Raw genomic sequence first — 26,034 nt, forward strand, 5'->3', positions numbered from 1 at the left:
AAAATAAGAATTGAACCAGCCAGTCTGAAAATAGCCGGCAATACAGAAGATTATGAGAACATTGGTGTGTACCGAACCGGGAACGCTTGCTTATTCCTCCGACGAAAAACCGACGTTAAGTGAGGGACAGGCGATCATTAAAATTAAACGCATTGGTATCTGCGGAACGGACTTACACGCCTACGAGGGAACGCAGCCTTTTTTCAGCTATCCGCGTATTCTGGGTCACGAGCTTTCGGGTGAACTGATCGAAGCGGATGGAGCACCCGGTTTTCAGATCGGCGAAGCCGTATCATTCATTCCCTATTTCAACTGCGGGACCTGTATCGCCTGCCGTATGGGTAAACCAAATTGCTGCACCCACATGCAGGTTTGCGGAGTCCATGTGAACGGGGGTATGGTGGAATACCTGTCGGTTCCCTCAACCGCTTTATTGCATGGCGATGGGTTGAGTTTCGACGAGCTGGCCCTGGTAGAGCCGCTGGCCATTGGCGCCCACGGGGTTCGGCGGGCCGGTGTGGAAGCGGGTGAGTTTGTGCTGGTGGTGGGGGCAGGCCCGATTGGCCTGGGTACGATGGAGTTTGCCAGGATAGCGGGTGGCCAGGTCATTGCGCTGGATGTGAACGACCGGCGGCTTCAGTTCTGCAAGGACAAGCTACGGGTTGCGCATACCGTCAATGCACTGGATGCGGATGCTTTTGAACAGATTCAGGGCATAACCAGTGGCGACATGCCCACGGTGGTCATTGATGCGACCGGAAACCTGAAGGCGATTAACAACTCGTTCAGGTACATGGCTCACGGAGCCCGCTACGTGCTGATTGGCTTGCAGAAAGGGGATATTTCCTTTAATCATCCGGAGTTTCACAAACGGGAAGGCACCCTGATGAGCAGCCGCAACGCGACCCGGCAGGATTTTGAGCATGTACTGACCGCCATGCGGGCGGGTGAGGTTGACCCGAAGACGTACATTACCCACCGGGTACCGTTCGACAACGTAGCTCACGAATTTGAATCTTGGCTGAATCCCGCTACTGGCGTCATTAAAGCCCTGGTGGAGATACCCTAAAATACTCTTGCGGCTTCTGGCTGAAACGTTTACGATTCATGAATTACTTCTCCTGCCTGTTTTTATTACTGACAACAACCGTTGGCTTTTCGCAAAACAAGCCAGCGCTCAAACTCTGGTACAACAAACCCGCCGGACAAGTCTGGGAAAGTGCCTTGCCGATTGGTAACGGCCGGCAGGGGGCCATGGTCTACGGTAACGTAGCGCGGGAAACGATCCAGTTGAACGAACACACCGTCTGGAGCGGCAGTCCGAACCGGAATGATAACCCCGACGCGTTAGCCGCCCTGCCCGAAATCCGGAAACTCATCTTCGACGGGAAACAGAAGGAGGCCGAGAAACTTGCTAACAAGGCGATTATCACCAAAAAGGCACACGGGCAAATGTTTCAGCCTGTTGGGAATTTACACCTGACGTTTACCGGGCATGACCAGTACGCCAATTACTACCGCGAACTGGACATCGAACGGGCCGTCGCCAGAACGTCGTATACGGTCGATGGCGTGACCTACACCCGCGAAGTGTTCGCGTCGTTTCCTGACCGGGTGATTGTCATGCATCTTACGGCCAGCCAGCCGGGGCGCCTTGCCTTCACCGCTTCGTACACGACGCAACAGAAAGCCGACCGCAAAACGACCCCAGCCAAAGACCTGACCATTACCGGCACTACGTCGGACCACGAAGGAGTAAAAGGCATGGTTCGGTTCAAAGGCATTGCCCGCATCAGGATGGAGGGCGGTAGTCTGTCGGCGAATGACACCACGCTCACCGTACAGGGGGCTAATGCCGCAACGATTTACCTGTCCATCGCCACCAACTTCAATAATTACAACGACATCAGTGGCGATGAAAACGCCCGGGCGGCTGCGTACCTCAACAAAGCGTACCCAAAATCGTATGCCGCGATGCTGAAAGAGCACGTGGCTGCTTACCAGCGTTATTTCAACCGGGTTCGATTAGACCTCGGCACAAGCCCCGCCGAAGCGGCTAACCTCCCCACCGACGAGCGGCTTGCATCTTTCCGGACGGTCAACGACCCGCAGTTCGCTGCCCTTTATTACCAATATGGACGATACCTGCTGATTTCGTCCTCGCAGCCCGGCCGCGCCGGTGCAGAACCGGGTCAGCCCGCTAACCTGCAGGGAATCTGGAACCATAGAATGCGCCCGCCCTGGGATAGCAAATACACCATCAACATCAACGCCCAGATGAACTACTGGCCCGCCGAAAAAACGAATCTGGCGGAGTTGCACGAACCCTTTTTGCGAATGGTCAGGGAAATGGCGGAAACGGGGCAGGAAACGGCGCGGGTCATGTACGGGGCTCGTGGCTGGATGGCCCACCACAATACCGACATCTGGCGGACGACCGGCGCAATTGACGGAGCGACGTGGGGTATGTGGGTGGCCGGGGGCGGCTGGACGGCCCAGCACCTCTGGGAGCATTACCTCTACAATGGCGATAAGGCGTATCTGGCGTCGGTGTACCCCGTTCTGAAGGGAGCCGCCCTGTTCTACGTGGATTATCTGGTTGAACATCCGAAGTACCGCTGGCTGGTTGTCAATCCGGGCACCTCGCCCGAAAATGCGCCCGCAGCGCACGGTGGCTCGTCGCTGGACGCGGGCACGACGATGGATAATCAGATTGCATTCGACGTGTTCAGTACGGCCATCCGGGCGGCCGACATCTTGAAAAAAGATGCCGCCTTTGTGGACACGCTGAAGCAGATGCGCAGCAAGCTCCCGCCCATGCACATCGGGCAGCACGGTCAGTTGCAGGAATGGCTGGAAGACATCGATGACCCGAACGACAAACACCGGCACATTTCGCACCTGTACGGTCTGTTTCCGGCCAGCCAGATTTCACCGTATCGGACCCCCGACCTGTACAGTGCGGCTAAAACCTCCCTCGTTCACCGGGGCGATGTGTCGACCGGCTGGAGTATGGGCTGGAAAGTGAACTGGTGGGCGCGTTTGCAGGACGGCAACCACGCCTACACCTTAATTCAAAACCAGCTTACGCCCCTGGGCGTCAACAAAGAAGGCGGTGGGACGTACAATAACCTGTTTGATGCCCATCCGCCGTTCCAGATCGACGGTAACTTCGGCTGTACGTCGGGCATCACCGAAATGCTCATGCAAAGTGCCGACGGTGCTATCCATCTGTTGCCCGCTCTGCCCGACGTCTGGCCAACCGGCAGCGTGACCGGCCTTCGGGCGCGGGGCGGTTTTGAGGTAGTTGACATGCAGTGGAAAGGTGGCAAACTGACAAAGCTAACGGTCAGGTCCAACCTGGGTGGTAACCTGCGTCTGCGGGTGCCGAATGCCCTGAAAGGAAGTGACGGAAAGGCATTGGCGAACGCGTCCTCGGGGCAGAACCCGAACACGTTTTATTATACGGACGATACACCGGCTCCCGTTGTGTCTGCCCAAGCCGGTAAGCCAGCGTTGACTCTAAAAGAAACCGTTCTCTACGATATGCCTACGCAGGCCGGGAAGGTCTACACACTGGTAGCCCGATGACCAAACTACTGACTTAATAACCTGAAATTGTTTTCCATGAAAAAGTGCTTATTTCTTATTGCGTTTACGACATTATCCTGCGTGTTAAGCTGGGTCAGTTTAGCCCAGACGACGCTGGTCAATCCCATCCTGACTGGCTTTTATCCAGACCCGAGCATTGTGCGGGTGGGGGCTGATTATTATTCAGTACATTCTACTTTCTCCTATTTCCCGGGTTTGCCGATCATGCACAGCCGTGACCTGAAAAACTGGAAGCAAATCGGCAATGTAATCAACCGGCCCTCGCAGATGGATTTCATGGGCGAGCGCATGACGCGCGGGCTATTTGCCCCGGCCATCAGTTATTACAAAGGGACTTACTACGTAACGTGTACAGATATTGACCATGATGGAAATTTTGTTGTAACGTCCAAAAATCCGGCGGGACCCTACAGCAATCCGGTGAAAATTCCGCAGGTACGTGGGATTGACCCGTCTATTTATTTTGATGAGGAGACTGATAAAGCCTACATCATTTACAACAGCGATGCCCCCGACCGTAAACCGCTTTATTCGGGCCACCGTACCATCCGGATGTACGAGTTCGACTACAAGAATTTGAAAGTGGTGGGCGAAGAAAAACAGTTAGTGAATGGGGGTGTAGACCTGTCGAAAAAGCCGGTTTGGATTGAAGGACCGCATATTCTGAAGCGTAACGGCTGGTACTACCTGTACGCGGCTGAGGGCGGCACATCGGTCAATCACTCGGAGGTGGTGTTACGGAGCAAGGATGTCTGGGGGCCATACGTGCCCTTTGAAGGCAACCCCATTCTAACGCAGCGGGACCTCCCCGCCGACCGCAAAGATCCCATTACCTCGGCCGGACACGCGCAGTTTATCGAAGGTCCCGATGGCAACTGGTATTCGATTTTCCTGGCGGTACGTCCCTACGAAGGCGATTATTATAATACAGGTCGCGAAATGTTCATTGCTCCGCTGACCTGGGTAAATGATTGGCCGATGATCGAACACGGTGAAAAAGTCATTGAATACCAATACAAAACCAACATTAAAGAAGTTAGACAGAAAGGGGCATTACCGCAAAATGGCAACTTCGAGTATACGATGACCTTCGACAAAGGGCTTGATCTGTCGATGCTTTTTTTGAGAACGGTGGATAGCAGCTCGTTTAAAACGTCAAAGGCCAAAGGATTGACGCTGACACTTAAACCAGAAACGATTTCTGACATGGGAAACCCTTCGTTTGTGGGTAAGCGTCAGCAACACCTTTACAGCACCGCCGAAACCGAAGTAATGTTTTCGCCCAAATCAGACAATGAAAAAGCAGGTTTGGTGATTTTTCAGGACGAACGCCACTTTTACTTCGTAGCCAAATCAAAATCCGGCGGTAAAGACGTGGTTCAATTGTTCAGGAGCAAAGACAAAACCCTGGAAATGGTGACTGAGGTGCCTTTACCTTCATCCGTTGCTAAAGTGAATTTCAAAATACAGTCGGAAGGAGCCTTGTACAGCGTCTACTACTCGACCGATGGGAAAAACTGGAACTTGTTGAAAGACCAGATTGACGGCAAGTTTTTGAGCACCAAAGCGGCCAACAGCTTCATTGGCTGCGTATATGGCCTGTATGCTACCTCATCTGGCGAAAAGTCCGAGAATGCGGCTTCATTCAAGTACCTGAAATACAAAGGTGACGACCCGATGTTTAAGAAGTGAATAGGCTTTTGTCATCCCGACGTAGGAGGGATCTTCGGGTGAAGCTGACATTCCATCCGGCTACCGGAGATCCCTCATTCTTCGGGATGACAAAAAACAAACGGGATGACAAAGCCAAGAATGACAACGAACCAACGGTACTGTTGAAAACGACCCTATTCCATATCGCCTGTTTTACGTTGCTCAGCCTGTCGGGCATGGCGCAGATGCAGCCGTTTGCCTTGCAGGAGGTAAAGCTGACCGGTGGCCCGTTCAAACAGGCGCAGGACGTCGACCTGAAGTATATCCTGGCGCTGAACCCCGACAAACTGCTGGCTCCGTACCTGATTGACGCTGGCTTGCCGTTGAAAGCGCAACGTTACGGCAACTGGGAAAGCGTCGGGCTGGATGGGCATATAGGCGGCCATTACCTCTCGGCCTTAGCCATGATGTATGCGTCGACCGGCGAGCCTGAACTCAAAAAGCGGCTCGACTATATGATCGATCAACTGGCGCAGTGTCAGGCAAAAAATGGTAATGGGTACGTGGGCGGTATCCCACAGGGAAAAGTGTTCTGGGAGCGGATTCACAAAGGTGATATTGATGGCAGCAGCTTCGGGCTCAACAACACCTGGGTACCGTTGTACAATATCCATAAACTGTTCGCGGGCCTGCGCGATGCCTTTGAATACGCCGGAAACCAGCAGGCAAAACAGGTGCTGATTGGTTTGGGCGACTGGTTCGTTGCGCTGATTAAGCCCCTGTCTGACGAGCAGATTCAGCAGGTGTTACGCACAGAACACGGCGGCATCAACGAAACGTTTGCCGACCTCTACATCCTGACCAACGACAAAAAGTACCTCGAAACGGCGCAACGATTGTCGCACCGGGCGTTGCTGATGCCACTGCTCGAAAAGCAGGATAAACTAACCGGGCTGCACGCCAACACGCAGATTCCGAAGGTGATCGGTTACGAGAAAATTGCCACCCTGACCGGTAAAACCGACTGGTCTGAAGCGGCTACGTACTTCTGGCAGAACGTATCGCAGACCCGAAGCGTGGCTTTCGGCGGCAACAGCGTCCGTGAGCATTTCAATCCGACAACCGATTTCGGTCAGTTGTTGCGGTCGAATCAGGGGCCGGAGACCTGCAATTCGTTTAACATGCTCCGGCTGAGCAAAGCGCTGTTTCTGGACAAAAATGACGTTAGCTACCTCGATTTTTACGAGCGAACGCTGTATAATCACATCCTATCGAGTCAGCACCCCGAGAAAGGCGGGTTTGTGTACTTTACGCCCATACGCCCCAATCATTACCGGGTGTATTCGCAGCCCGAAACCAGCATGTGGTGCTGCGTAGGTTCGGGATTGGAGAACCACACGAAATATGGTGAGCTAATCTACAGCCATTCGGCCAACGACCTGTTCGTTAACCTGTTCATCCCTTCCACATTAACGTGGAAAGAAAAAGGCATCCGGCTCAGTCAGCGCACCGAGTTTCCATATCAAAACCAGACGGAACTGGTTGTAGAACAGACAAAGCCGCAGGTATTTGCTTTACAAATCCGCTACCCGAAGTGGGCCGAAAACCTGGAGGTGCTGGTCAACGGGAAGGCACAACGGATTGAAGCAAAGCCGTCGGGTTTCGTAGCCATTGCTCGGAAGTGGAAGTCGGGCGATAGGGTGACGGTTCGTTTTAAAACGTCGACCCGGCTTGAGCCGTTGCCGGATGGCTCGAACTGGGCCGCTTTTGTGCATGGCCCCATTGTGCTGGCCGCGAAAACGTCAACGGCCGACCTAACCGGTCTGTTCGCCGACGATAGCCGGATGGGGCACGAAACCAAAGGAAAACTGTACCCGCTGACCAGTGCCTACGCGCTGGTGGGCGACCCGGCGACGTATGTAAGTCGGCTAAAGCCTGTCTCCACGCTGCGTTTCCAACTGGACACGCTGACGCTGCAACCGTTTTACGAAGTTCATGACGCTCGGTACCAGATGTATTTTCCGACGTTTACCCAGGCTGCCTTCAGTCAGCAGCAGGCCAGGCTGAAACAACAGGAAGCCGAAACCCTGGCTCTGGAAGCGATTACGGTCGACAAGGTAAATTGTGGCGAACAGCAACCCGAAGTCGATCACGCGTACCAGGGCGAAAAGAGCGAATCGGGCTACGACGACGAGCGGTTCTGGCGACGTACCCGGTCATACATCGCCTATCAGTTGCAGAATAAAGGGCAAGAAGGTAAATTCATTGAGATTACGGCTTTAGATAATCTGGAGCCGCAGAACGTGGCCATTTATATTAACGACGCTCAGGCAGATACGCCTGCTACACAGGGTAAGATAATCCGATTAAACGTAGATCCTAAAGAAGTTATAAGGGTAAAAATTGTGGCCCAAAATGGAAAGAGCACACCCCGTATTCACCAGATTAGACTTTTAACCCGTTAACGAATTTTTGAAATGCTAAGGAAGATTCACCTTGTTCTAAAATGTGTCATTTATACACTATTCGTTTTTAGTAGTGTTACAATCACCAAGGCGCAGTCCAATTTTACCAGCAAGACCATTGGCATTGGTGTGGTGGTGGCTGACCTCAACCGCTCGCTTGACTTTTATGTGAATGGCATTGGTATGGTGAAAACCGGCAGCTTCACCATTAATGAAGAGTTTTCGAAACGTTCAGGTTTGGCAAATGGGGCGTCTGCGGCCGTAACGATTTTGAAACTGGAAAACAGCCCCGAAGCTACTGATTGGAAGCTGATGAGTTTCAATACAAAAGCGTCGCATCCAAAGCCCCAATTCATTCAGGACGATACGGGCATGCAGTACATTACCATCAACGTGAAAGCGCTGAATCCAATCATTGAGCGATTGAAGCAGATGAAGGTACCCCTGCTGGGGAGTACGCCAACGTCCCTGAACGGCAAATCACACTTTGTGCTGGTGCAGGACCCCGACGGAACATTCATTGAATTAATTGGGCCACTTGACTAATCAGGCGTAACTACGCTTACCTCTGTTGTTTTATGAAAAGCCTGCTTGCTCGTACTGGTTTGTTATCAATTATGCTTGTGCTGACGCAGCTTTCCGCACAGGCCCAAACTGCCCGTAACCCAATCATTTTCGCCGACGTACCCGATATGGCCATGATTCGGGTGGGCGATACGTATTACATGAGCAGCACGACCATGCACCTGAGTCCGGGGCTGCCGATTATGAAATCAAAAGATCTGGTGAACTGGCAGTTGGTCGGATACGCCTATGATACGCTGGCCAATGTCGATGCGCTGAATCTGACCAATGGCAAAAGCACCTACGGCCGGGGTTCCTGGGCCAGTAGCTTGCGTTACCACAACGGCACGTACTACGTAACAACCTTCGCGCAAACGACCGGCAAAACGTATATCTATACCACGAAGAATATTGAAAAAGGTCCCTGGAAAGAGATCTCATTCAAACCATCGTACCACGACCACAGCCTGTTTTTCGACGATGACGGCCGGACGTACCTGATCTACGGTGCGGGTAAACTCCGACTGGTTGAACTGACCGCTGATGCGTCGGGCGTAAAACCCGGAACGACCGAACAAATCCTGATTGAAAACGCCAGCACCCCTTCGGGTACCAGTGGGGGCCTGCCCGCCGAAGGGTCGCAGTTGTTCAAGGTGAACGGCAAATACTACCTGTTCAACATCACCTGGCCGAAAGGTGGTATGCGGACGGTGGTCATTCACCGGGCGGATAAACTGACCGGTCCCTGGGAAGGCCGGGTTGCCTTGCAGGATTTGGGCGTAGCGCAGGGTGGCCTGATTGATACGCCTGATGGTAAATGGTACGCGTACCTGTTCCGCGATTTTGGCGGGGTTGGCCGGATTCCGTATATGGTGCCCGTTAAGTGGGAAGACGGTTGGCCGGTGCTGGGCGAAAACGGTAAAGTGCCCCAAACGCTCAACCTCCCCGCCAGCAAAGGGCTGATTCCGGGTATTGTTGCCTCCGACGAGTTTACCCGAAAGAAAGGAGACCCCGCTTTGCCGCTGGTCTGGCAGTGGAATCACAATCCGGACAACAGCCTGTGGTCGGTGGCGGAACGCAAAGGATACCTGCGGCTGAAAACCGGGCGTACCGACACCTCCTTTGTGATGGCCCGCAACACGCTCACCCAGCGGACCATTGGCCCCGCCTGCACGGGCACTACGTTGCTGGACGCGTCGAGCCTGACGGACGGTGACTTTGCCGGGTTAAGCCTGTTGCAAAAGAATTACGGATTAGTGGGCGTAAAAGCCGAAAACGGAGGTCGATACCTTGTCATGGTCAGCGCTTCGTCTGGTAAGCCGGTGGAGGTGCAGCGGGTGCCATTGAGCCAGAAGACGGTCTACCTGAAAGCCGAATGCGATTTCCGCGACCGCAAAGACACCGCCCGTTTCTTTTACAGCCTCGACGGCAAAACATGGACAGGCATCGGCGAAGCGCTTAAAATGCCCTATACCATCCCCCACTTTATGGGCTACCGGTTTGGGCTGTTCAACTATGCTACCGGGCAACCGGGGGGCTATGCCGACTTCGACTATTTCAGGATTACTGATAAAATTTCTGGACAATAAAGTTCACTCGTTTACAAAAGATAAATGAACTATACAATCTTAGTTTTCTTGCTCACTTCCTCTTTAGCTATCGCTCAAACCAATAATTCAGTGATAAGCAGCCCTGACGGAAAATTGCAGGTAACTGTATCGCTGGAAAATGGCAAACCGGCTTATAGTGTCTCGCTAAATGGAACGTTTTTTTTACCTAAATCACCACTGGGTCTAAAGACAAATGTGGGGGATTTCTCGGAGGGGCTTGTCATAGGAAAGACGGCAACACTTACTAAAATTGATAATTCGTACGAGTTGTCAACTATCAAAAAAAGTAGGGTCCACTATGTAGCTAATGAGGGGGTTATTTCTTTGTCGAAAGACAATGTTCCTGCTATTGACATCACGTTTAGAGTGAGCAATAACGATGTGGCGTTCAAGTACAAAATTTACCCAAAAAGGGCGGCTCGTTCATGTGTTGTTAATGAAGAAAAAACTGGCTTTGTACTTCCAGCAGGAACAACCACGTTTCTCTCGGCACAAAGCAAAGCGATGGTGGGTTTTGCCCGAACGATGCCCAGCTACGAAATTCCGTATACGGTGGACGACACGCTAGGCGAAAATGGCAGAACGAATGGTTACACATTTCCCTGTTTGTTCAAAGTCAATGACAAAGGCTGGGTCTTACTTTCTGAAACTGGCGTCGACAGCCGATACTGCGGAAGCCGCCTTATTGGCCATGCTGGTGGATTATATACCATCGGATTTCCGATGCCTGACGAAAACAATGGCAACGGAACGTCGGCACCGGGTATCCCACTGCCGGGCGAAACACCCTGGCGTACGATTACGGTCGGCGAAACGCTTGCCCCGATTGTCGAAACGACCGTGCCATTTGATGTCGTTGAACCACGTTACGAGGCATCTCAAAAATACCAGTATACAAAAGGTTCGTGGAGCTGGATTATGGGTATGGACGGTAGAACGGTGTACGATGAACAAATGAGGTATATCGATTTCAGCGCTGCTATGGGCTACCAAACCGTTTTGATCGATGCCCTTTGGGACACGCAGATCGGACGGGAGAAAATAGCCGATTTAGCCAAATACGGGGCAAGCAAAGGCGTTAGCCTGTATTTATGGTACAACTCCAATGGCTACTGGAACGATGCTCCACAGGGGCCACGGGGAATTATGGACAACACAATTGCCCGTCGTAAAGAGATGGCCTGGATGAAACGTATCGGCGTGAAAGGGATCAAAGTCGATTTCTTCGGGGGCGATAAGCAGGAGACGATGAAGTTATACGAAGACATTTTGTACGACGCCAACGACTACGGAATCCTGTGCATTTTTCACGGTTCGACATTGCCCAGGGGCTGGGAGCGAATGTATCCCAACTACGCAGCGAGTGAAGCGGTGTTGGCCAGCGAAAACCTCGCTTTTTCGCAGAGAAGCTGCGACATGGAAGCGTTTAATGCTACCATACACCCATTTATCCGCAACACCGTGGGCAGCATGGATTTTGGTGGCAGTGCCTTGAATAAATTCTACAATGCAAACAATACCCCAAACAAAGGCTCAAGACGCGTGACGTCAGATGTATACGCCCTGGCAACAGCAGTATTATTTCAAAGTGCCGTACAGCATTTTGCCTTAGCGCCCAACAACCTCACCGATGCACCCGACTGGGCCATGAATTTCATGAAAACTGTTCCTACTACCTGGGATGAGGTTCGATACATTGATGGATATCCTGGCAGGTACGTGGTACTGGCTCGCCGTCAGGGTACCAAATGGTATGTCGCTGGAATAAACGCTCAAGAAGAGACACTGAAATTAAAACTGAAATTACCCATGATTGCCGCAGGCGCTGAGTACATACTATACAGCGACGATGCACAATTAACGGGTAAAGTAACCACCGCAAAACTTCAGAAAAATCAGGAAGTAAATTGGGTAATTCCTACAAATGGGGCTGCGCTTCTTGTTAATTGACCCGCTTATATTGAATGGATAAGTACACTAAATTTTGAGCTCACAAACTGTCTTTCTATTATTTAGAAAGGAAAATTTTAGTGATTGTGAATAACATTTAGACGTAAAAGATTTCGAACAAATATTGTCAGTTTATCCGGTGAGAAAATCGCATATTACTATGCAAAAGTATAGTTTGTTTTACGCTCTATGGTCGCTTTTACGAAAAAGGTCCAATCTAGATGCAATGGACAATTGAGTAGTAGACGAATAGATACATAAAAAAGAATTTATAGTTATCAAGGTAAGCCTAAACACCAACTACAATGAACGTCCACGTAAGGTTTTTTTCCATTGCCTATCTGCTCCTGTTGAGCCTAAGCGCATTTTCTCAGGACAAAAACTTCCACATTTACCTTTGCTTCGGGCAGTCGAACATGGAGGGCAATGCTAAAATTGAGCCGCAGGATACGGTCAACGTGAGTCCGCGGTTTCAGGTGATGGAAGCCGTTGACTGCCCGGTTATCAACCGGACGAAGGGAAACTGGTATACAGCTGTTCCGCCCTTGTGCCGCTGCCGTACGGGTCTGACTCCCGCCGATTATTTCGGTCGCGAACTGGTAGCCAACCTGCCCGAGAAGGTGAGAGTAGGCGTCATTAATGTGGCCGTGGGCGGCTGTAAAATCGAGCTGTTCGACAAAGACCAATACGAGTCGTACACGACCAACGTGCCGGGCTGGATGAAAAACTTCATCAACGAATATGGCGGTAACCCCTACGGCCGGCTGGTCGAGATGGCGAAGCTGGCGCAAAAAGACGGCGTCATCAAGGGTATTTTGCTACACCAGGGCGAGTCGAATACGGGTGATACGTTGTGGACGAAAAAGGTCAAGATCGTCTACGATAACCTGATGCACGACCTGGATCTGAAACCCAAAAAAGTACCGTTGCTGGCTGGCGAAACGGTGAATGCCGATCAGGAAGGCCGATGCGCAAGCATGAACAGGATCATTGCCACGCTGCCCCAAACGATCAAAAATGCGCACGTGATTTCATCGGCGGGTTGCACCGACTCTGCTGACAACCTACACTTCAATGCCGCCGGTTATCGTGAGTTAGGAAAACGATACGCCATGCAGATGCTGTCGTTGCTGGGCTATAAACCGGCTGCTGTAAACTAGCGCGAGTTTTGGCTACTTCTGTGCGCTAAAATAATCGGCTTTTGTCATCCCGACGCAGGAGGGATCTTCGGGTGAGGCTGAAAAACCTCAGGCTACAGAAGATCCCTCCTGCGTCGGGATGACAAAAGCCGATGACAAAGCACTGAATACTATTGATTTCCTTATAATGATGCTGACCGAAGTGATACAACATAGAAATAGAAAAGCAATAGCGTTAGCTGTCTGGTTATGGCTTGCTCCATTCATCACACAGGCGCAGGAGATCATTCCGTTATACTCCGCTGCGGTTCCTAACTCAAAAGCGTCGGATGTGCAGGAGTCGGGTGCGGAATCGGGTGTGCTGAAAGGTATTACCAATCCTACGCTGGAGTTTTTCAGACCCGCTGCCGACAAAGCATCCGGGACGGCTGTCATCATCATTCCCGGCGGAGGCTACGGCGTAGTTGTGTACAAGGGTGAAGGAGTCAATACCGCCAAAGCGATGGCCGAACAGGGTGTTGCGGCTTTTGTGCTCAAGTACCGCCTGCCGAGCGATGCCATAATGACTGATAAGAAAATTGGTCCGTTGCAGGATGCCCAGCAGGCCATCAAACTGGTGCGCGAGAATGCGGCTAAATGGGGTATTGACGCTAATAAAGTAGGCATCATGGGCTTTTCGGCAGGTGGGCATCTGGCTTCCACCGCGGCTACGCACTTCGACAACGCGTATATCGACAACGGTAACAGCACCAGCCTGCGGCCCGATTTTCAGATTCTGATTTATCCGGTCATCAGTATGCAGGACAGCCTGGCGCACGGCGGCTCGCGGGGTAATCTGCTGGGTAAAACTCCGTCGCGGCAGGACATCGACTTGTTCTCCAACGAGCTTCAGGTACGCGCCAACACACCACCCACGTACCTGACCCACGCGGCTGATGACAAGCTGGTTGACGTCGACAACAGTATCGTCTATTTCGAGAAACTCCGACGCCAGAAAGTGCCCGTCGAAATGCACATCTATCCCAAGGGTGACCACGGATTTATTTTCCGACACCCCGGCTGGATGGACCCGCTGTTTGCCTGGATGAAAGCGAATAACTGGATAAAAAACTAATAGTCAATTTTTTTAAGTCATTTGACAACTTGAACCAGACAGCGCTTTTGCCATGCCGACGTCTTTTGTCATCCCGAAGAATGAGGGATCTTCGGGTGAGACTGAAAACCTTCCGGCTACCGAAGATCCCTCATTCTTCGGGATGACAAAAGCGACCCGGTCATTCTTCAGGATGACAGAAGACGTCGGGATGACATAAAACGCTCACTCAATTATTAATTCATCATGAACCGATTCGCCTTACTCTCTTTGCTTTTGCTGTGCTGCCGGGTAGTTTCCGCACAGCCGTCGCCGGTTTCCATTCAGGTCGATGCCGCAAAGCCGGTGGGCGACATGAAACCGTTCTGGGCGTTTTTCGGGTACGACGAGCCCAACTACACCACCCGCAAGGACGGGCAGAAATTACTCACCGAACTGCAACAACTGAGCCCCGTGCCGGTGTACGTGCGGGCGCACAACCTGCTTACGTCCAAAGGCAACAGCCCCGGTCCGGATTTGAAATGGGGCTTTACGGATGCTTACCGGGAAGACGCCACCGGCAAACCCATCTACACCTGGACGGTAGTCGACAGCATCATCGACACCTACGTGAAGCGGGGCATGAAGCCGCTGATGGAAATTGGGTTTATGCCTAAAGACTTGTCAGCCAAACCCGAGCCCTACGAACATACCTGGAGCCAGGGCGGCAACATCTGGACCGGCTGGACGTATCCGCCCAAAGACTACGACAAATGGCGGGAACTGGTGTATCAGTGGGCCAAACACAGCATCGACCGATACGGAAAACAGGAAGTGACAAGCTGGCTCTGGGAGGTCTGGAACGAGCCGGATATCGGATACTGGTCCGGTACGTTCGAGGAATACTGCAAGCTGTACGACTATGCCGCCGACGGCCTGAAACGCGCCTGCCCCGAATGCACCATTGGCGGGCCGCATACCACCAGCCCCCGCAGCGAAAAAGCGTATAGTTACCTGACGCGATTTATCGAGCATTGCCTGCGGGGCAAAAACTACGCGACGGGTAAAGTTGGTACCCCGCTGCAATACATTGGCTTTCACGCCAAAGGCAATCCGGAGTTTGTCAACGGGCATATCCGCATGAACATGGGCGTGCAGTTGAAAGACATTCAGCGGGCGTTTGAAGCCGTCAACTCGTTTCCCGAACTGAAAAACATTCCCATCATCATCGGCGAGTGTGACCCCGAAGGCTGTGCCGCCTGCGCGGTTACCCGCGACCCGAAATACGGCTACCGGAATGGCACCATGTATTCCAGCTACACGGCCGCGTCGTTCGCCCGGATTTACGAACTGATGGACCAGCACAACGTCAACCTGCGCGGAGCCGTGAGCTGGTCGTTTGAGTTCGAGGACCAGCCGTGGTTTGCGGGTTTCCGCGATTTGGCAACCCACGGTGTCGACAAGCCGGTACTGAACGTATTCCGCATGTTCGGCAAGATGAGCGGTCAGCGCGTTGCGGTTCAGACCGACAACAGATTAACGGCTTCTACCATCATTGCCAGTGGCGTACGGGCGCAGAACGACGTCAACGCTATCGCCAGCAAAGGTCCGAACTCGGTCTGCGTGATGGTCTGGAATTACCACGATGATGACGTTACGGGACCACCGACACCGGTTCAGCTTATGGTCAGCGGACTTGGTAAAAACAAAGCTCGTATCCGGCACTATCGCGTGGATGACAAGCACAGCAACTCGTTCGAGACCTGGAAGGCGATGGGTAGCCCGCAGCAAGTGTCACCCGACCAGTACAGGACATTGGAAAAAGCCGGACAGCTTCAGGAACTGGCCTCGCCAACCTCGAAAGCTGTCGCCAACGGGAAAACGACGCTTACCTTCGACCTGCCCCGGCAGGGTGTATCGCTGATTGAATTGAGATTATGATTCTTAAACAGCCATGTCTGTGAGTTAGCAACAATGCATTTTTTGTCATCCCGAAGAATGACCGGGCCGCCGGAGCGGGGATCTTCGGTAACCGGAGGTTTTGGACCTCACCCGAAGACCCCTCATTCTTGGGGATGACAAACACTAATCCTAACCCTTAATCAATGATGATCCAACCCTTATCGATTCGCTTTTGGCTAACCTGCCTGCTGCTTAGTCTGGGCAGGCTGGCAGGGGCCCAGCCGCCCGGTGGGCCAACGGTGGTATCGCCCCAAGTGAACGCCGACAACACGGTTACGTTTCGCCTGCTGGCTCCGGCTGCCAAAGACGTAAAACTGAACGCCTAGTTTGAGAAAGCGCCCATCGCCATGGCCAAAGATGCCCAAGGGGTCTGGAGCGTAACGACAGGTCCGGTAAAGCCGGATATGTACCCGTATAGCTTCACCGTTGATGGTATTTCGGTGGCTGATCCCAAGAACTCAGCCATCTTCCCAAACGAAGGATTTCAGAACAGCCTGGTCGAGATAACCGGTTCTACGCCCCTGGTACATACCATTCAGAATGTACCGCACGGCACCGTGTCGTACCGGTTCTATACCTCGCCCGAACTGGGGCAACGGCCCGTAGTGGTGTACACCCCACCCGGCTACGAAACCGATTCGAAAACAACCTACCCGGTGCTGTACCTGCTGCACGGCACCACGGACCTGGAAGAAACCTGGACCAAAGTGGGGCGGGCAAACATCATTCTCGACAACCTGATCGCGCAAAACAAAGCCAAACCGATGGTGATTGTAATGCCCTACGGACGAGCGTATCCGGTCATCAGCAAATCGTCGGGGAGCCTGCGAAACTGGGACAACCTACAGGCGTTCAAGAAGGATTTTCTGGGGAATCTGATGCCGTTCGTTGAGAAGAACTATCGGATCAAAAAAGACAAAGACAGCCGGGCCATTGCCGGATTTTCGGGTGGTGGTGGCGAAACGCTCTATATGGGTCTAAACAACCCCGACCTGTTTAGCTGGGTATGTGGCTTTGCGCCGGGTATGCTCAAAGAGGAGTTTGAGCGGAACAATGCCACCGCTTTTGCCAACCCCGCCCTCACCAACCAGCGGCTGAAGCTGTTCTGGATTGGTGTCGGGAAAGAAGATATGCTGTACCCGGTAATCAACGATTACCTGAAGGTGCTCGATGATAAGAAGATCAAACACGAAACGCTGATTTCGGACGGTGGCCATACCTGGATGAACTGCAAGCTCTACCTGTCGACCATCGCGCAGAAATTATTTCGATAAACCGTTGCCTGTTCCTAAACCCGACACGTTCCGTAGTGTCCTTATCCGTTCAATACCATGAATCCAAAACTTCGTACACATCTATTGTTTCTCTGGGCAATAGTACTGGTGCCCATTCTGGCATGGGCCCAGCCACCCCGCGGCCCGTTGGTGGTGTCGCCACAGGTGAATGCTGATAAGTCTGTTACGTTCCGGTATCTGGCTCCACAGGCCAAAGCCGTAGAACTGAGTGCGCAGTTTGAAAAAGCGCCAGTCGCCATGACCAAAGATGCGCAGGGCGTCTGGAGTGTCACGGTTGGCCCCGTTAAGCCCGATATTTACCCGTACAGCTTTCGGGTGAATGGCATCACGGTTATGGACCCGGCCAATGTGGCGTTCTTCCCCAACGAGCGGTTCAAAGCCAGTCTGGTCGACGTACCCGGCGATACGCCCCTGATTCACGCCATGCGCGACGTGCCCCACGGCTCCATTAACTACGAGTACTATCCGTCAATGGAAGGCACTACGGGTTCGCTGGTGGTCTACACCCCGCCGGGTTACGACACGAATCCGAAACAGAAATATCCGGTGTATTACCTCATCAGCGGCACCACCGATACCGAAGAAACCTTTTTCAAGGTCGGTAAAACCAACCTGATTCTGGACAATCTGATTGCGGAAGGCAAAGCCAAGCCGATGATTATCGTGATGCCTTACGGCAACATTGCCGCACGGATAGCGGAGCAAAAAGCCGGTGCCAAGCCCGCCGATCCGACGGGGCGCGATAATGCCGAAGCAGTAAAACGGGCCAACGACTTCGCCACTGATCTGGTGAGCAACGTCATTCCGTATGTCGAGAAGAGTTACCGGGCCATGCCGGGCCGCGACAACCGGGCGATTGGCGGCTTCTCGCGCGGGGGCGGCCAAACGCTACGCACGGCGTTTAGCCACATGGACAAGTTTGCGTGGGTGTGTGCCTACAGCTCGTACCTGTCGCCGGAAGAAATGGAGCGCAGCTACCCGTCCATCGCCAGCAATCCCGCCAACACCAACAAGCAACTCAAACTACTGTGGGTAAGTGTGGGTAGCGATGATTTTCTGTACAAGGGCACCGTGGAGTTTATGGACTACCTGAAGGCCAAACAGGTGAACTTTAAAAGCCTGATTACCGACGGCGGCCACACCTGGATGAACGTGAAAACGTACGTTGCCGCCACCACGCCACTTCTGTTCCAATCCCAAACCCCACGCCCATGAAACGAATCGTATCCCTGCTATCAGCCGTTCTTTTGGCGGGCATTACGGCCATGGCCCAGCAACGCCCACCGGCCATTAGCTCACCCGACGTTCACCCCGACCACAGCATTACGTTCCGGTATTTCTCCCGCAATGCCAAACAGGTGATGGTATCCGGCGAGTTTTTGAAAGCACCCGTTGCCATGACCAAAGACACCTCGGGCATCTGGAGCGTGACAGTACCGCCCGTCAAGCCCGATATTTACCCGTATAGCTTTACCGTCGACAGTGTTCAACTGGCTGACCCGAGCAACACATACATCTTTGCCAACGAACGTTTCAAGCGCAGCATCGTCGATGTGCCCGGCGATCAGCCGCTGGTGCATTCGTTGCAGAACGTACCGCACGGCAAGATCAGCTACCGCTACTATAAGTCTGGTACGTTGGGCACCACCCGGCAACTGCTGGTGTACACCCCGCCCGGCTTCGACCCGAACGGTAAAACCAGATACCCGGTGCTGTACCTGATTCACGGCGGTTCCGACACCGAAGAAACCTGGACGAAGGTCGGCCGAGCCAACCTGATTGCCGATAACCTGATGGCGCAGGGGAAAGCCAAGCCGATGCTGATTGTGATGCCCTACGGCAACGTGCGCCCTGCCCCGATGCCTGATTTTACGAAAGACATGGTGAACGACATCGTGCCGTTTATCGAATCTAACTTTCCTGTTATCAAGGAAAGCAAAGGGCGAGCCGTGGCTGGCTTCTCGGTCGGGGGCGGACAGACGCTGAACATCGGCCTGACCAACCCCGACAAATTCGCCTACGTATGTTCGTATGCCCCTTACACGGCTACCGACGAGTTCAGGAAGAATTTCGCCGACTGGTCGCCCGATGCCGCGCAGATGAATAAGCAACTGAAGCTGTTTACCATCAGCGTCGGCACCGAGGACTTTCTGTACGAGCCGGTGAAGCAGAACATAGCTTACTTTCAAGAAAAGAAGCTACCGGTGAAAAGCTACATTGTGCCGGGTGGTCATACCTGGATGAACTGCAAGCAATACCTGGCAACCACGTTGCAGGAAGTATTCAAATGAGCGAATTTTTGTCATTCCGACGCAGGAGGAATCTTCGAGTGAGGCTGAGAATACCTCCGGATATAGAAGATTCCTCCTGCGTCGGAATGACAAAAACTTACATTACGATAACCTTAAACAGCCTCAAATCTATTTTCACTAAACCCTTACACCAATGCTTCGTAACACATTAGCGGCCTTGTTTGTCGTCGCTCTCACCAGTACAGCTGCCTTTTCGCAGGCCAGCCAACCGGCCATCGCCGAGGATTTTAAACCCTCTACCTTAAATCAGCCGGGGCAGGAATATCCGCAGGTTAACTCGCAGGGGTACGCCCGATTCCGCATTCATGCGCCCAAAGCCGACAGCGTTCGGGTGAGCCTTGGGCTGGGTGGCCGGGGCGGCACCATTCTCACCAAAGGGGAAGACAGCTTCTGGACTGGCACCACGGCCGGCCCGATGGACGAAGGGTTTCATTACTACAACGTGACCATCGACGGGGGCAAGTTCAACGACCCCGGTGCCAAGAACTATTACGGCTCCGTCCGGTGGGAAAGTGGTATCGAAATTCCCGCCCACGACCAAGATTTCTACGCCCTGAAAGACGTACCGCACGGTCATGTGCAGCAGGTACTGTTTCCCTCTAAAAGCACCGGTACATCCCGCCGGGCGTTTGTGTACACACCACCGGGTTACGAGAAGGACCGCTCGAAGAAATACCCGGTGCTCTACCTGCAACACGGTTGGGGTGAAGACGAAACCGCGTGGAGCAATCAGGGGCATGCTAACCTGATTATGGACAACCTGATTGCCGAGGGTAAAATCAAGCCGTTCATCATCGTAATGACCTACGGCATGACCAACGAAGTGAAGTGGGGCAAAATCCGGGAGTTCAAAATCGAACCCTTCCAGACAGTGCTGACCGAGGAGTTGATTCCCTACGTTGACGCTAACTTCCGTACCCTCGCGAACCGCGACAACCGGGCGATGGCGGGTCTGTCAATGGGCGGCATGGAAACCAAAATGATTACGCTCAACAAGCCGGAGACGTTCGGGTATTACGGTCTGCTAAGCGGTGGCCTGTACACCCCCGACGACCTCAACGGCAAGGCGAAACCGAAACTTGTTTTCCTGAGCTGTGGCAGCAAGGAACGGCCTGACGGTGTCAACAAAGCCGCCACCGACCTGAAAGCCGCCGGATACAATGCCGTTTCGTACGTGTCGGATAAAACAGCGCATGAATTCCAGACCTGGCGTCGCAGTCTGCACGAGCTTGCCCCCTTGCTGTTTAAGTAAAGCGTTTTTTGTCATTCCTTTTTGTCATCCCGACCAAAGGATGACAAAAAGGAATGACAAGGCTGACTCAATCAATTCAATACAATCCTCAACCGGGTATCATGGGGCAATCGATACAAGTAAAACGACCGTGCCGCGTCATTTTGTGGCTGATACTGGCCGTGTTATGTAGCGGACAGGCTGCTGTTTTCGGGCAGAGCAGGCAGACCAACAAGCCCGTTTACCGCAACCTGTTTCGCGAAGCAGGCTATAAGCAGGCCGACATCGACGCGAAACTGGCGAAAGCGTATCACGACGTCTTTGAAGGACCGAACAGGGTCTATTTCGAGGTGGGCGATACCATGGCGTACGTGTCGGACGTGAAGAACAAGGACGCCCGCACCGAAGGCCTGTCGTACGGCATGATGATCGCCGTTCAGCTCGACAAGAAAAACGTATTCGACCGAATCTGGCGATGGTCGAAGAAGTACCTGCAACACCAGAGCGGCCCCCGCGAAGGATACTTTGCCTGGAGCATCAACCCGCAGACGATGAAGAAAAACGCGGAGGGGTCAGCGTCAGATGGCGAGTTGTACTACATCACCAGCCTGCTGTTTGCTGCTAATAAGTGGGGCAACAACACGGGAATCAACTACTACGGTGAGGCCCGGCGGATTCTGGATGCGATGTGGAAGAAAGATGGTACCGGCAACATCTACAACCTCATCAATACCGACGCCAAACAGATTTCGTTTGTGCCCGAAGGCAATAACTATAAATGGACCGACCCGTCGTACCACCTGCCGGTCTTTTACGAAATCTGGGCCACGTACGCCAAAGACGGACACGAACAGTTTTACCGAGCATGCGCCGATACGTCGCGGGCGTTTCTGCACCGGGCCTGCCACCCCGTAACGGGCCTCAACGCCGACTACACCGAGTTTAGCGGCAAACCGCACGATACCCGCTGGTCACCCTCGGCGTTTCGGTATGATTCGTGGCGGGTGCCGATGAACGTTACGATGGATTACACCTGGGCCGGTGCCGACAAAGCCTGGCAGGAGGACTACGCCCGCCGGTTTCAGGGTTTCCTGCGTTCGCAGGGTATCGACACCTTTAACGATCAGTTTAATCTGGACGGCTCCAAACCAGAATTTATCTTACAGGCAGGGCCGGTAAAAAAGCTTCGCCATTCGCTCGGTCTGGTGTCAACGGCGGCTACCTTATCGCTCGTTAACAAAGACAAAAAGAGCCTGGATTTTGTCCGCGCCCTCTGGAATGCGAAGCTGGAACCCTACGAAGATGGCTATTTCGATCCGTACTACGACGGGCTGCTGTATCTGTTCAGCCTGATGCATCTCAGCGGAAAGTATCAGATTATTACCCCGCAATCCCGATAACAAACCCTATGCTGACCTTTTCATGAAAACAATCATCACTTTAGTAGTCTGGGCCGTGTTGCTGACCAGCACCGTTCGGGCACAGGACGCTGGCGTACCGGCATCTACCAACATTCCGGGTCAGAAATACCCGCAGATACTGCCCGACAACCGGGTGGTGTTTCGGGTGAAAGCGCCGGACGCACAGAAAGTCCAGATGGACCTGGGCCGGAAGTACGACATGGTGAAAGACACCAGCGGTTTCTGGACCGTCACGACCGATCCCATCGTGGAAGGCTTTCACTATTACTCCCTGATTATCGACGGCGTTCCCCTCTGCGACCCATCGAGCCAGACGTTCTACGGCATGGGGCGGATGGCTAGTGGCATCGACATTCCGGACAAAGACATGGACTACTACCAGCCCAAAAATGTGCCCCACGGTCAGGTTCGTTCGGTCAGTTATTATTCCGATATGACTAAAGCCTGGCGACGGGCGAATGTCTACACCCCGCCCGGCTACGATGAAAATCCCAAAAAGCGGTACCCGGTGCTGTACCTGCAACATGGTTCGGGCGAAGACGAAACCGGCTGGCCCACGCAGGGGAAAATGAATTTTATTCTCGATAACCTGATCGCCGAAGGCAAAGCAACGCCCATGATTGTGGTGATGGAGCGCGGCTATGCTACTGACCCGACCAGACCCGTCAGCACAACGGTCAGCGGGCCGGCCGGGGGCGGCCCCGCCAGCATGAACAGCAATGTATTCCCCGACGTGCTGGTGAAGGAGGTGATCCCCATGATCGACAAGTCGTTCCGAACGCTGGCCGACCGCGACAATCGGGCCATGGCCGGCCTGTCGATGGGTGGTTTTCAGACCTTCCAGACGACGATGACCAATCTCGACAAGTTTGCCTACATCGGCGGATTCAGCGGAGCGGGACGGTTGCAGCCGGGCGCTGATATTAAGCAGCTTTACAACGGAGCCTGGACCGATGCCGACGCGTTCAACAAGAAAGTGAAAGTGGTGTACGTGAGCATTGGCACCAAAGAGCCGGAGCGCATGTATGCGGGTGTAAAAGGCTTTCACGAAGCGCTCGACAAAGCGGGCATCAAGCACGTGTATTACGAGTCGCCGGGTACGTCGCACGAGTGGCAAACCTGGCGCCGGTCACTGCGGCAATACGCCGGCCTGATTTTTAAAAAGTAAGCTTGTAGCTTTTTGTCATTCCGCTTTTTTGTCATCCCGAGGAAGATGCGTAGTCGAGAGTTTGTCATTCCGACGATAGGAGGAATCTTCGGGCGATGCTAAGAAACCTCAGGCTACTGAAGATTCCTCCTATCGTCGGAATGACAAAAAAATATCAAAACCAACTGATACCTACAAAAACGATATACGAATGAAACGACTCTTTTTACTAGCCGCTATCATCGGCGTTTGCTGCTGTAACAGCTTCGCTCAGCCCACCGATAGAGAAGCACCCAAAGGCTTCGATCAGGTCCGTTCGGGCATTGCTACGGGTAAACTTGATTCGATCAGTTATCCGTCTAAAACGGTAGGCACTACCCGGAAAGCGTTGGTGTACACGCCACCAGGTTACTCCAAAAAGATAAAATACCCGGTGCTGTACCTGCTGCACGGCATCGGGGGCGACGAAAAAGAATGGCTCAAAGGCGGGAACCCGCAGGTGATTCTGGACAACCTCTACGCCGACAAAAAGCTGGAGCCGATGATTGTGGTGATGCCCAACGGCCGGGCCATGAAAGACGACCGGGCCGTTGGCAACGTATTCGACCGGGAGAAGGTGGAAGCGTTTGCTACGTTCGAGAAAGACCTGCTCAGCGACCTGATTCCATTTATCGAGAAAAAGTACCAAACCCGCACCGACCGCGAACACCGCGCCATCGCCGGACTGTCGATGGGTGGCGGGCAGTCGCTCAATTTTGGCCTCGGTAATCTGGATAAATTTGCGTGGGTGGGTGGCTTTTCGTCGGCTCCCAACACCAAACGACCCGAAGAGCTGGTACCCAATCCCGAAGACGCCAAAAAGAAACTGAAGCTGCTCTGGATTTCGTGCGGGGATGCCGACGGGCTCATTACGTTCAGCAAGCGAACCCACGACTACCTCTACCAGAACAACGTACCACACGTTTACTACGTCGAGCCGGGCGGACACGATTTCAAGGTCTGGAAAAACGGGCTGTATATGTTCTCGCAGTTTCTGTTCAAGCCGGTCGACAACGCATCGCTGACCAAGTATACCGTTCTGGGTACACCGGCAGCCACCAACATACGTAGCGCAAAGTACCCGCAGATTCTGCCGGATAACCGGGTGGTATTCCGCGTAAAAGCGCCCGACGCCCAGAAGGTGCAGGTTGACCTGGGCAAAAAGTACGACATGGTGAAAGATACCGCCGGTTTCTGGACCGTCACCACCGACTCCATCAGTCGCGGATTTCATTACTACTCGCTGCTGATCGACGGCGTACCGCTGGCCGACCCCGCCAGCGAGACATTCTACGGCATGGGACGCATGGCCAGCGGCATTGAGATTCCCGACCGGGACGAGGGTTTCTACGCCCTGAAAGACGTACCCCACGGCGATATCCGCATCAAACGTTACCTCTCCAAAGCCTCGAACACCTGGCGGGAAATGTACGTGTACACACCACCGGGTTACGACCAGTCGGCGGAGAAGTACCCCGTACTGTACCTGCTGCATGGCGGGGGCGAAGACCAGCGCGGCTGGGCCACGCAGGGCCGTACAGGTCTGATTCTGGATAACCTGATTGCCGAAAAGAAGGCCAAGCCGATGCTGATTGTCATGCTCGACGGGAACATGAACATGCCCGGTGGCCTGGCCGGTTTCAACGAAAACGGGCTGCGGGCGTTTGAAAACGAACTTAAGCAGGGCGCCATTCCCTTCGTGGAAAGCAATTTCCGGGTGGAATCGGATGCAAAAAGCCGGGCACTCGCGGGCCTGTCGATGGGTGGTTTGCAGACGCTGTATGCGGGTATCAAAAACACCAATATGTTCTCCTCACTCGGCGTATTCAGCTCGGGCTGGTTTGCCAATAACCCTAAACTGTCGGACCCGCAATATGCCTTCATGAAAGACAATGCCAGCACCATCAACAGCAATCTGAAGAACCTGTGGATTTCGATGGGTGGCAAGGAGGATATCGCCTACCAGAACTGTCAGGTTATGATGAAGAAGTTCGATGAGATGGGCATTAAATATAACTACAGCGAATATGCTGGTGGCCACACCTGGCCCGTCTGGCGGCACGACTTGTTCCAGTTTTCTCAATTACTTTTTAAATAATTTGTAAACCAAAACCCCAATTTTCACAATGAAAACGTTGTTTTTTTCTTTATTTCTATCATTTGTCAGCATTGTAGCATTTGCTCAAAATCCAATTGATGGCAACTGGAAAGGTAGCCGTGAAACGCCGAACGGTACTTTTGAAGTAAACTATACCTTCAAGGTAGAAGGCAACAAATTAACAGGAACCTGGAAAACTCAATTCGGAGAGTCTCCTATACAGGAAGGGACTGTTGATGGCAAAAAGATTTCGTACAGTATCACATTTAACGATCGTAAAATGAGTTACACTGGTGAATTAGTGTCTGATAAAGAATTAGTTGTTAAAAGTGAGCGAGGTGAGATGAAGCTTGCCAAGCAGTAGGAAATTTTCGCCGTTTAACTGGGCAAAAAAGCTCAGTTAAACGGCGTTTTTAGAAAGCAGATAGTCACTATTTAAGGTTTCTGCTCAACAAACACTAGAT

At 52.9% G+C, this 26,034-nt stretch carries 17 protein-coding genes and 1 pseudogene; all 18 read left to right on the plus strand.

The features are described 5' to 3' along the window. Positions 1 to 52 precede the first annotated feature (52 nt). The 18 genes and pseudogenes from DYU11_RS25375 to DYU11_RS25460 all read left to right on the plus strand — a co-directional run bounded on the left by DYU11_RS25375 (position 53) and on the right by DYU11_RS25460 (position 25,934). Positions 53 to 1,069, plus strand: a complete 1,017-nt coding sequence (locus tag DYU11_RS25375) for a zinc-binding alcohol dehydrogenase family protein (RefSeq protein WP_119670534.1) — start codon at positions 53 to 55, stop codon at positions 1,067 to 1,069. Between the two features lie 38 nt (positions 1,070 to 1,107). Further along, the gene (locus DYU11_RS25380; protein WP_119670535.1) at positions 1,108 to 3,591 is read left to right on the plus strand and encodes a glycoside hydrolase family 95 protein; all 2,484 of its coding nucleotides are present in this window, start codon (positions 1,108 to 1,110) and stop codon (positions 3,589 to 3,591) included. 36 nt (positions 3,592 to 3,627) lie between these two features. Then, entirely contained in the window at positions 3,628 to 5,304 is a 1,677-nt protein-coding gene (locus DYU11_RS25385; protein ID WP_119670536.1) for a glycoside hydrolase family 43 protein, read from the plus strand. 143 nt (positions 5,305 to 5,447) lie between these two features. Then, positions 5,448 to 7,730: a glycoside hydrolase family 127 protein gene (locus DYU11_RS25390; RefSeq protein ID WP_119670614.1), complete on the plus strand. Its 2,283-nt coding sequence runs from the start codon at positions 5,448 to 5,450 to the stop codon at positions 7,728 to 7,730. A 12-nt stretch (positions 7,731 to 7,742) separates the two neighbouring features. Beyond that, complete coding sequence (locus tag DYU11_RS25395; protein ID WP_119670537.1) at positions 7,743 to 8,276, plus strand: VOC family protein; 534 nt, start codon at positions 7,743 to 7,745, stop codon at positions 8,274 to 8,276. Between the two features lie 32 nt (positions 8,277 to 8,308). Beyond that, entirely contained in the window at positions 8,309 to 9,883 is a 1,575-nt protein-coding gene (locus DYU11_RS25400; RefSeq protein ID WP_119670538.1) for a glycoside hydrolase family 43 protein, read from the plus strand. A 24-nt stretch (positions 9,884 to 9,907) separates the two neighbouring features. Further along, a complete protein-coding gene (locus tag DYU11_RS25405; protein ID WP_119670539.1) occupies positions 9,908 to 11,854 on the plus strand; it encodes a glycoside hydrolase family 97 protein in 1,947 nt (648 codons plus the stop codon). Positions 11,855 to 12,159: 305 nt separating this feature from the next. Beyond that, the gene (locus DYU11_RS25410; RefSeq protein WP_119670540.1) at positions 12,160 to 13,014 is read left to right on the plus strand and encodes a sialate O-acetylesterase; all 855 of its coding nucleotides are present in this window, start codon (positions 12,160 to 12,162) and stop codon (positions 13,012 to 13,014) included. Between the two features lie 169 nt (positions 13,015 to 13,183). Beyond that, the gene (locus DYU11_RS25415) at positions 13,184 to 14,107 is read left to right on the plus strand and encodes an alpha/beta hydrolase (protein WP_374756003.1); all 924 of its coding nucleotides are present in this window, start codon (positions 13,184 to 13,186) and stop codon (positions 14,105 to 14,107) included. Between the two features lie 225 nt (positions 14,108 to 14,332). Continuing rightward, positions 14,333 to 16,006 carry a GH39 family glycosyl hydrolase gene (locus tag DYU11_RS25420; RefSeq protein WP_119670541.1) on the plus strand — a complete coding sequence of 558 codons (1,674 nt, stop codon included), beginning with the start codon at positions 14,333 to 14,335 and terminating at the stop codon, positions 16,004 to 16,006. A gap of 167 nt (positions 16,007 to 16,173) precedes the next feature. Beyond that, positions 16,174 to 17,301: pseudogene (locus DYU11_RS25425) on the plus strand (esterase). 57 nt (positions 17,302 to 17,358) lie between these two features. Beyond that, a complete protein-coding gene (locus tag DYU11_RS25430) occupies positions 17,359 to 18,537 on the plus strand; it encodes an esterase (protein ID WP_119670542.1) in 1,179 nt (392 codons plus the stop codon). Next, positions 18,534 to 19,613: an alpha/beta hydrolase gene (locus tag DYU11_RS25435; protein WP_119670543.1), complete on the plus strand. Its 1,080-nt coding sequence runs from the start codon at positions 18,534 to 18,536 to the stop codon at positions 19,611 to 19,613. The genes DYU11_RS25430 and DYU11_RS25435 overlap by 4 nt, the downstream gene beginning before the upstream one ends. Positions 19,614 to 19,767: 154 nt before the next feature. Then, the gene (locus DYU11_RS25440) at positions 19,768 to 20,886 is read left to right on the plus strand and encodes an alpha/beta hydrolase-fold protein (protein ID WP_119670544.1); all 1,119 of its coding nucleotides are present in this window, start codon (positions 19,768 to 19,770) and stop codon (positions 20,884 to 20,886) included. A gap of 101 nt (positions 20,887 to 20,987) precedes the next feature. Further along, a complete protein-coding gene (locus DYU11_RS25445) occupies positions 20,988 to 22,265 on the plus strand; it encodes a family 8 glycosyl hydrolase (RefSeq protein WP_119670545.1) in 1,278 nt (425 codons plus the stop codon). Between the two features lie 22 nt (positions 22,266 to 22,287). Beyond that, complete coding sequence (locus tag DYU11_RS25450) at positions 22,288 to 23,454, plus strand: alpha/beta hydrolase-fold protein (protein ID WP_119670546.1); 1,167 nt, start codon at positions 22,288 to 22,290, stop codon at positions 23,452 to 23,454. A 190-nt stretch (positions 23,455 to 23,644) separates the two neighbouring features. After that, a complete protein-coding gene (locus DYU11_RS25455; RefSeq protein WP_119670547.1) occupies positions 23,645 to 25,570 on the plus strand; it encodes an alpha/beta hydrolase-fold protein in 1,926 nt (641 codons plus the stop codon). A gap of 28 nt (positions 25,571 to 25,598) precedes the next feature. Next, positions 25,599 to 25,934 carry a hypothetical protein gene (locus DYU11_RS25460; RefSeq protein ID WP_119670548.1) on the plus strand — a complete coding sequence of 112 codons (336 nt, stop codon included), beginning with the start codon at positions 25,599 to 25,601 and terminating at the stop codon, positions 25,932 to 25,934. The last annotated feature ends 100 nt before the right edge of the window (positions 25,935 to 26,034 follow it).

This window comes from Fibrisoma montanum (assembly GCF_003583365.1).
GTDB classification, from domain to species: Bacteria; Bacteroidota; Bacteroidia; order Cytophagales; family Spirosomataceae; genus Fibrisoma; species Fibrisoma montanum.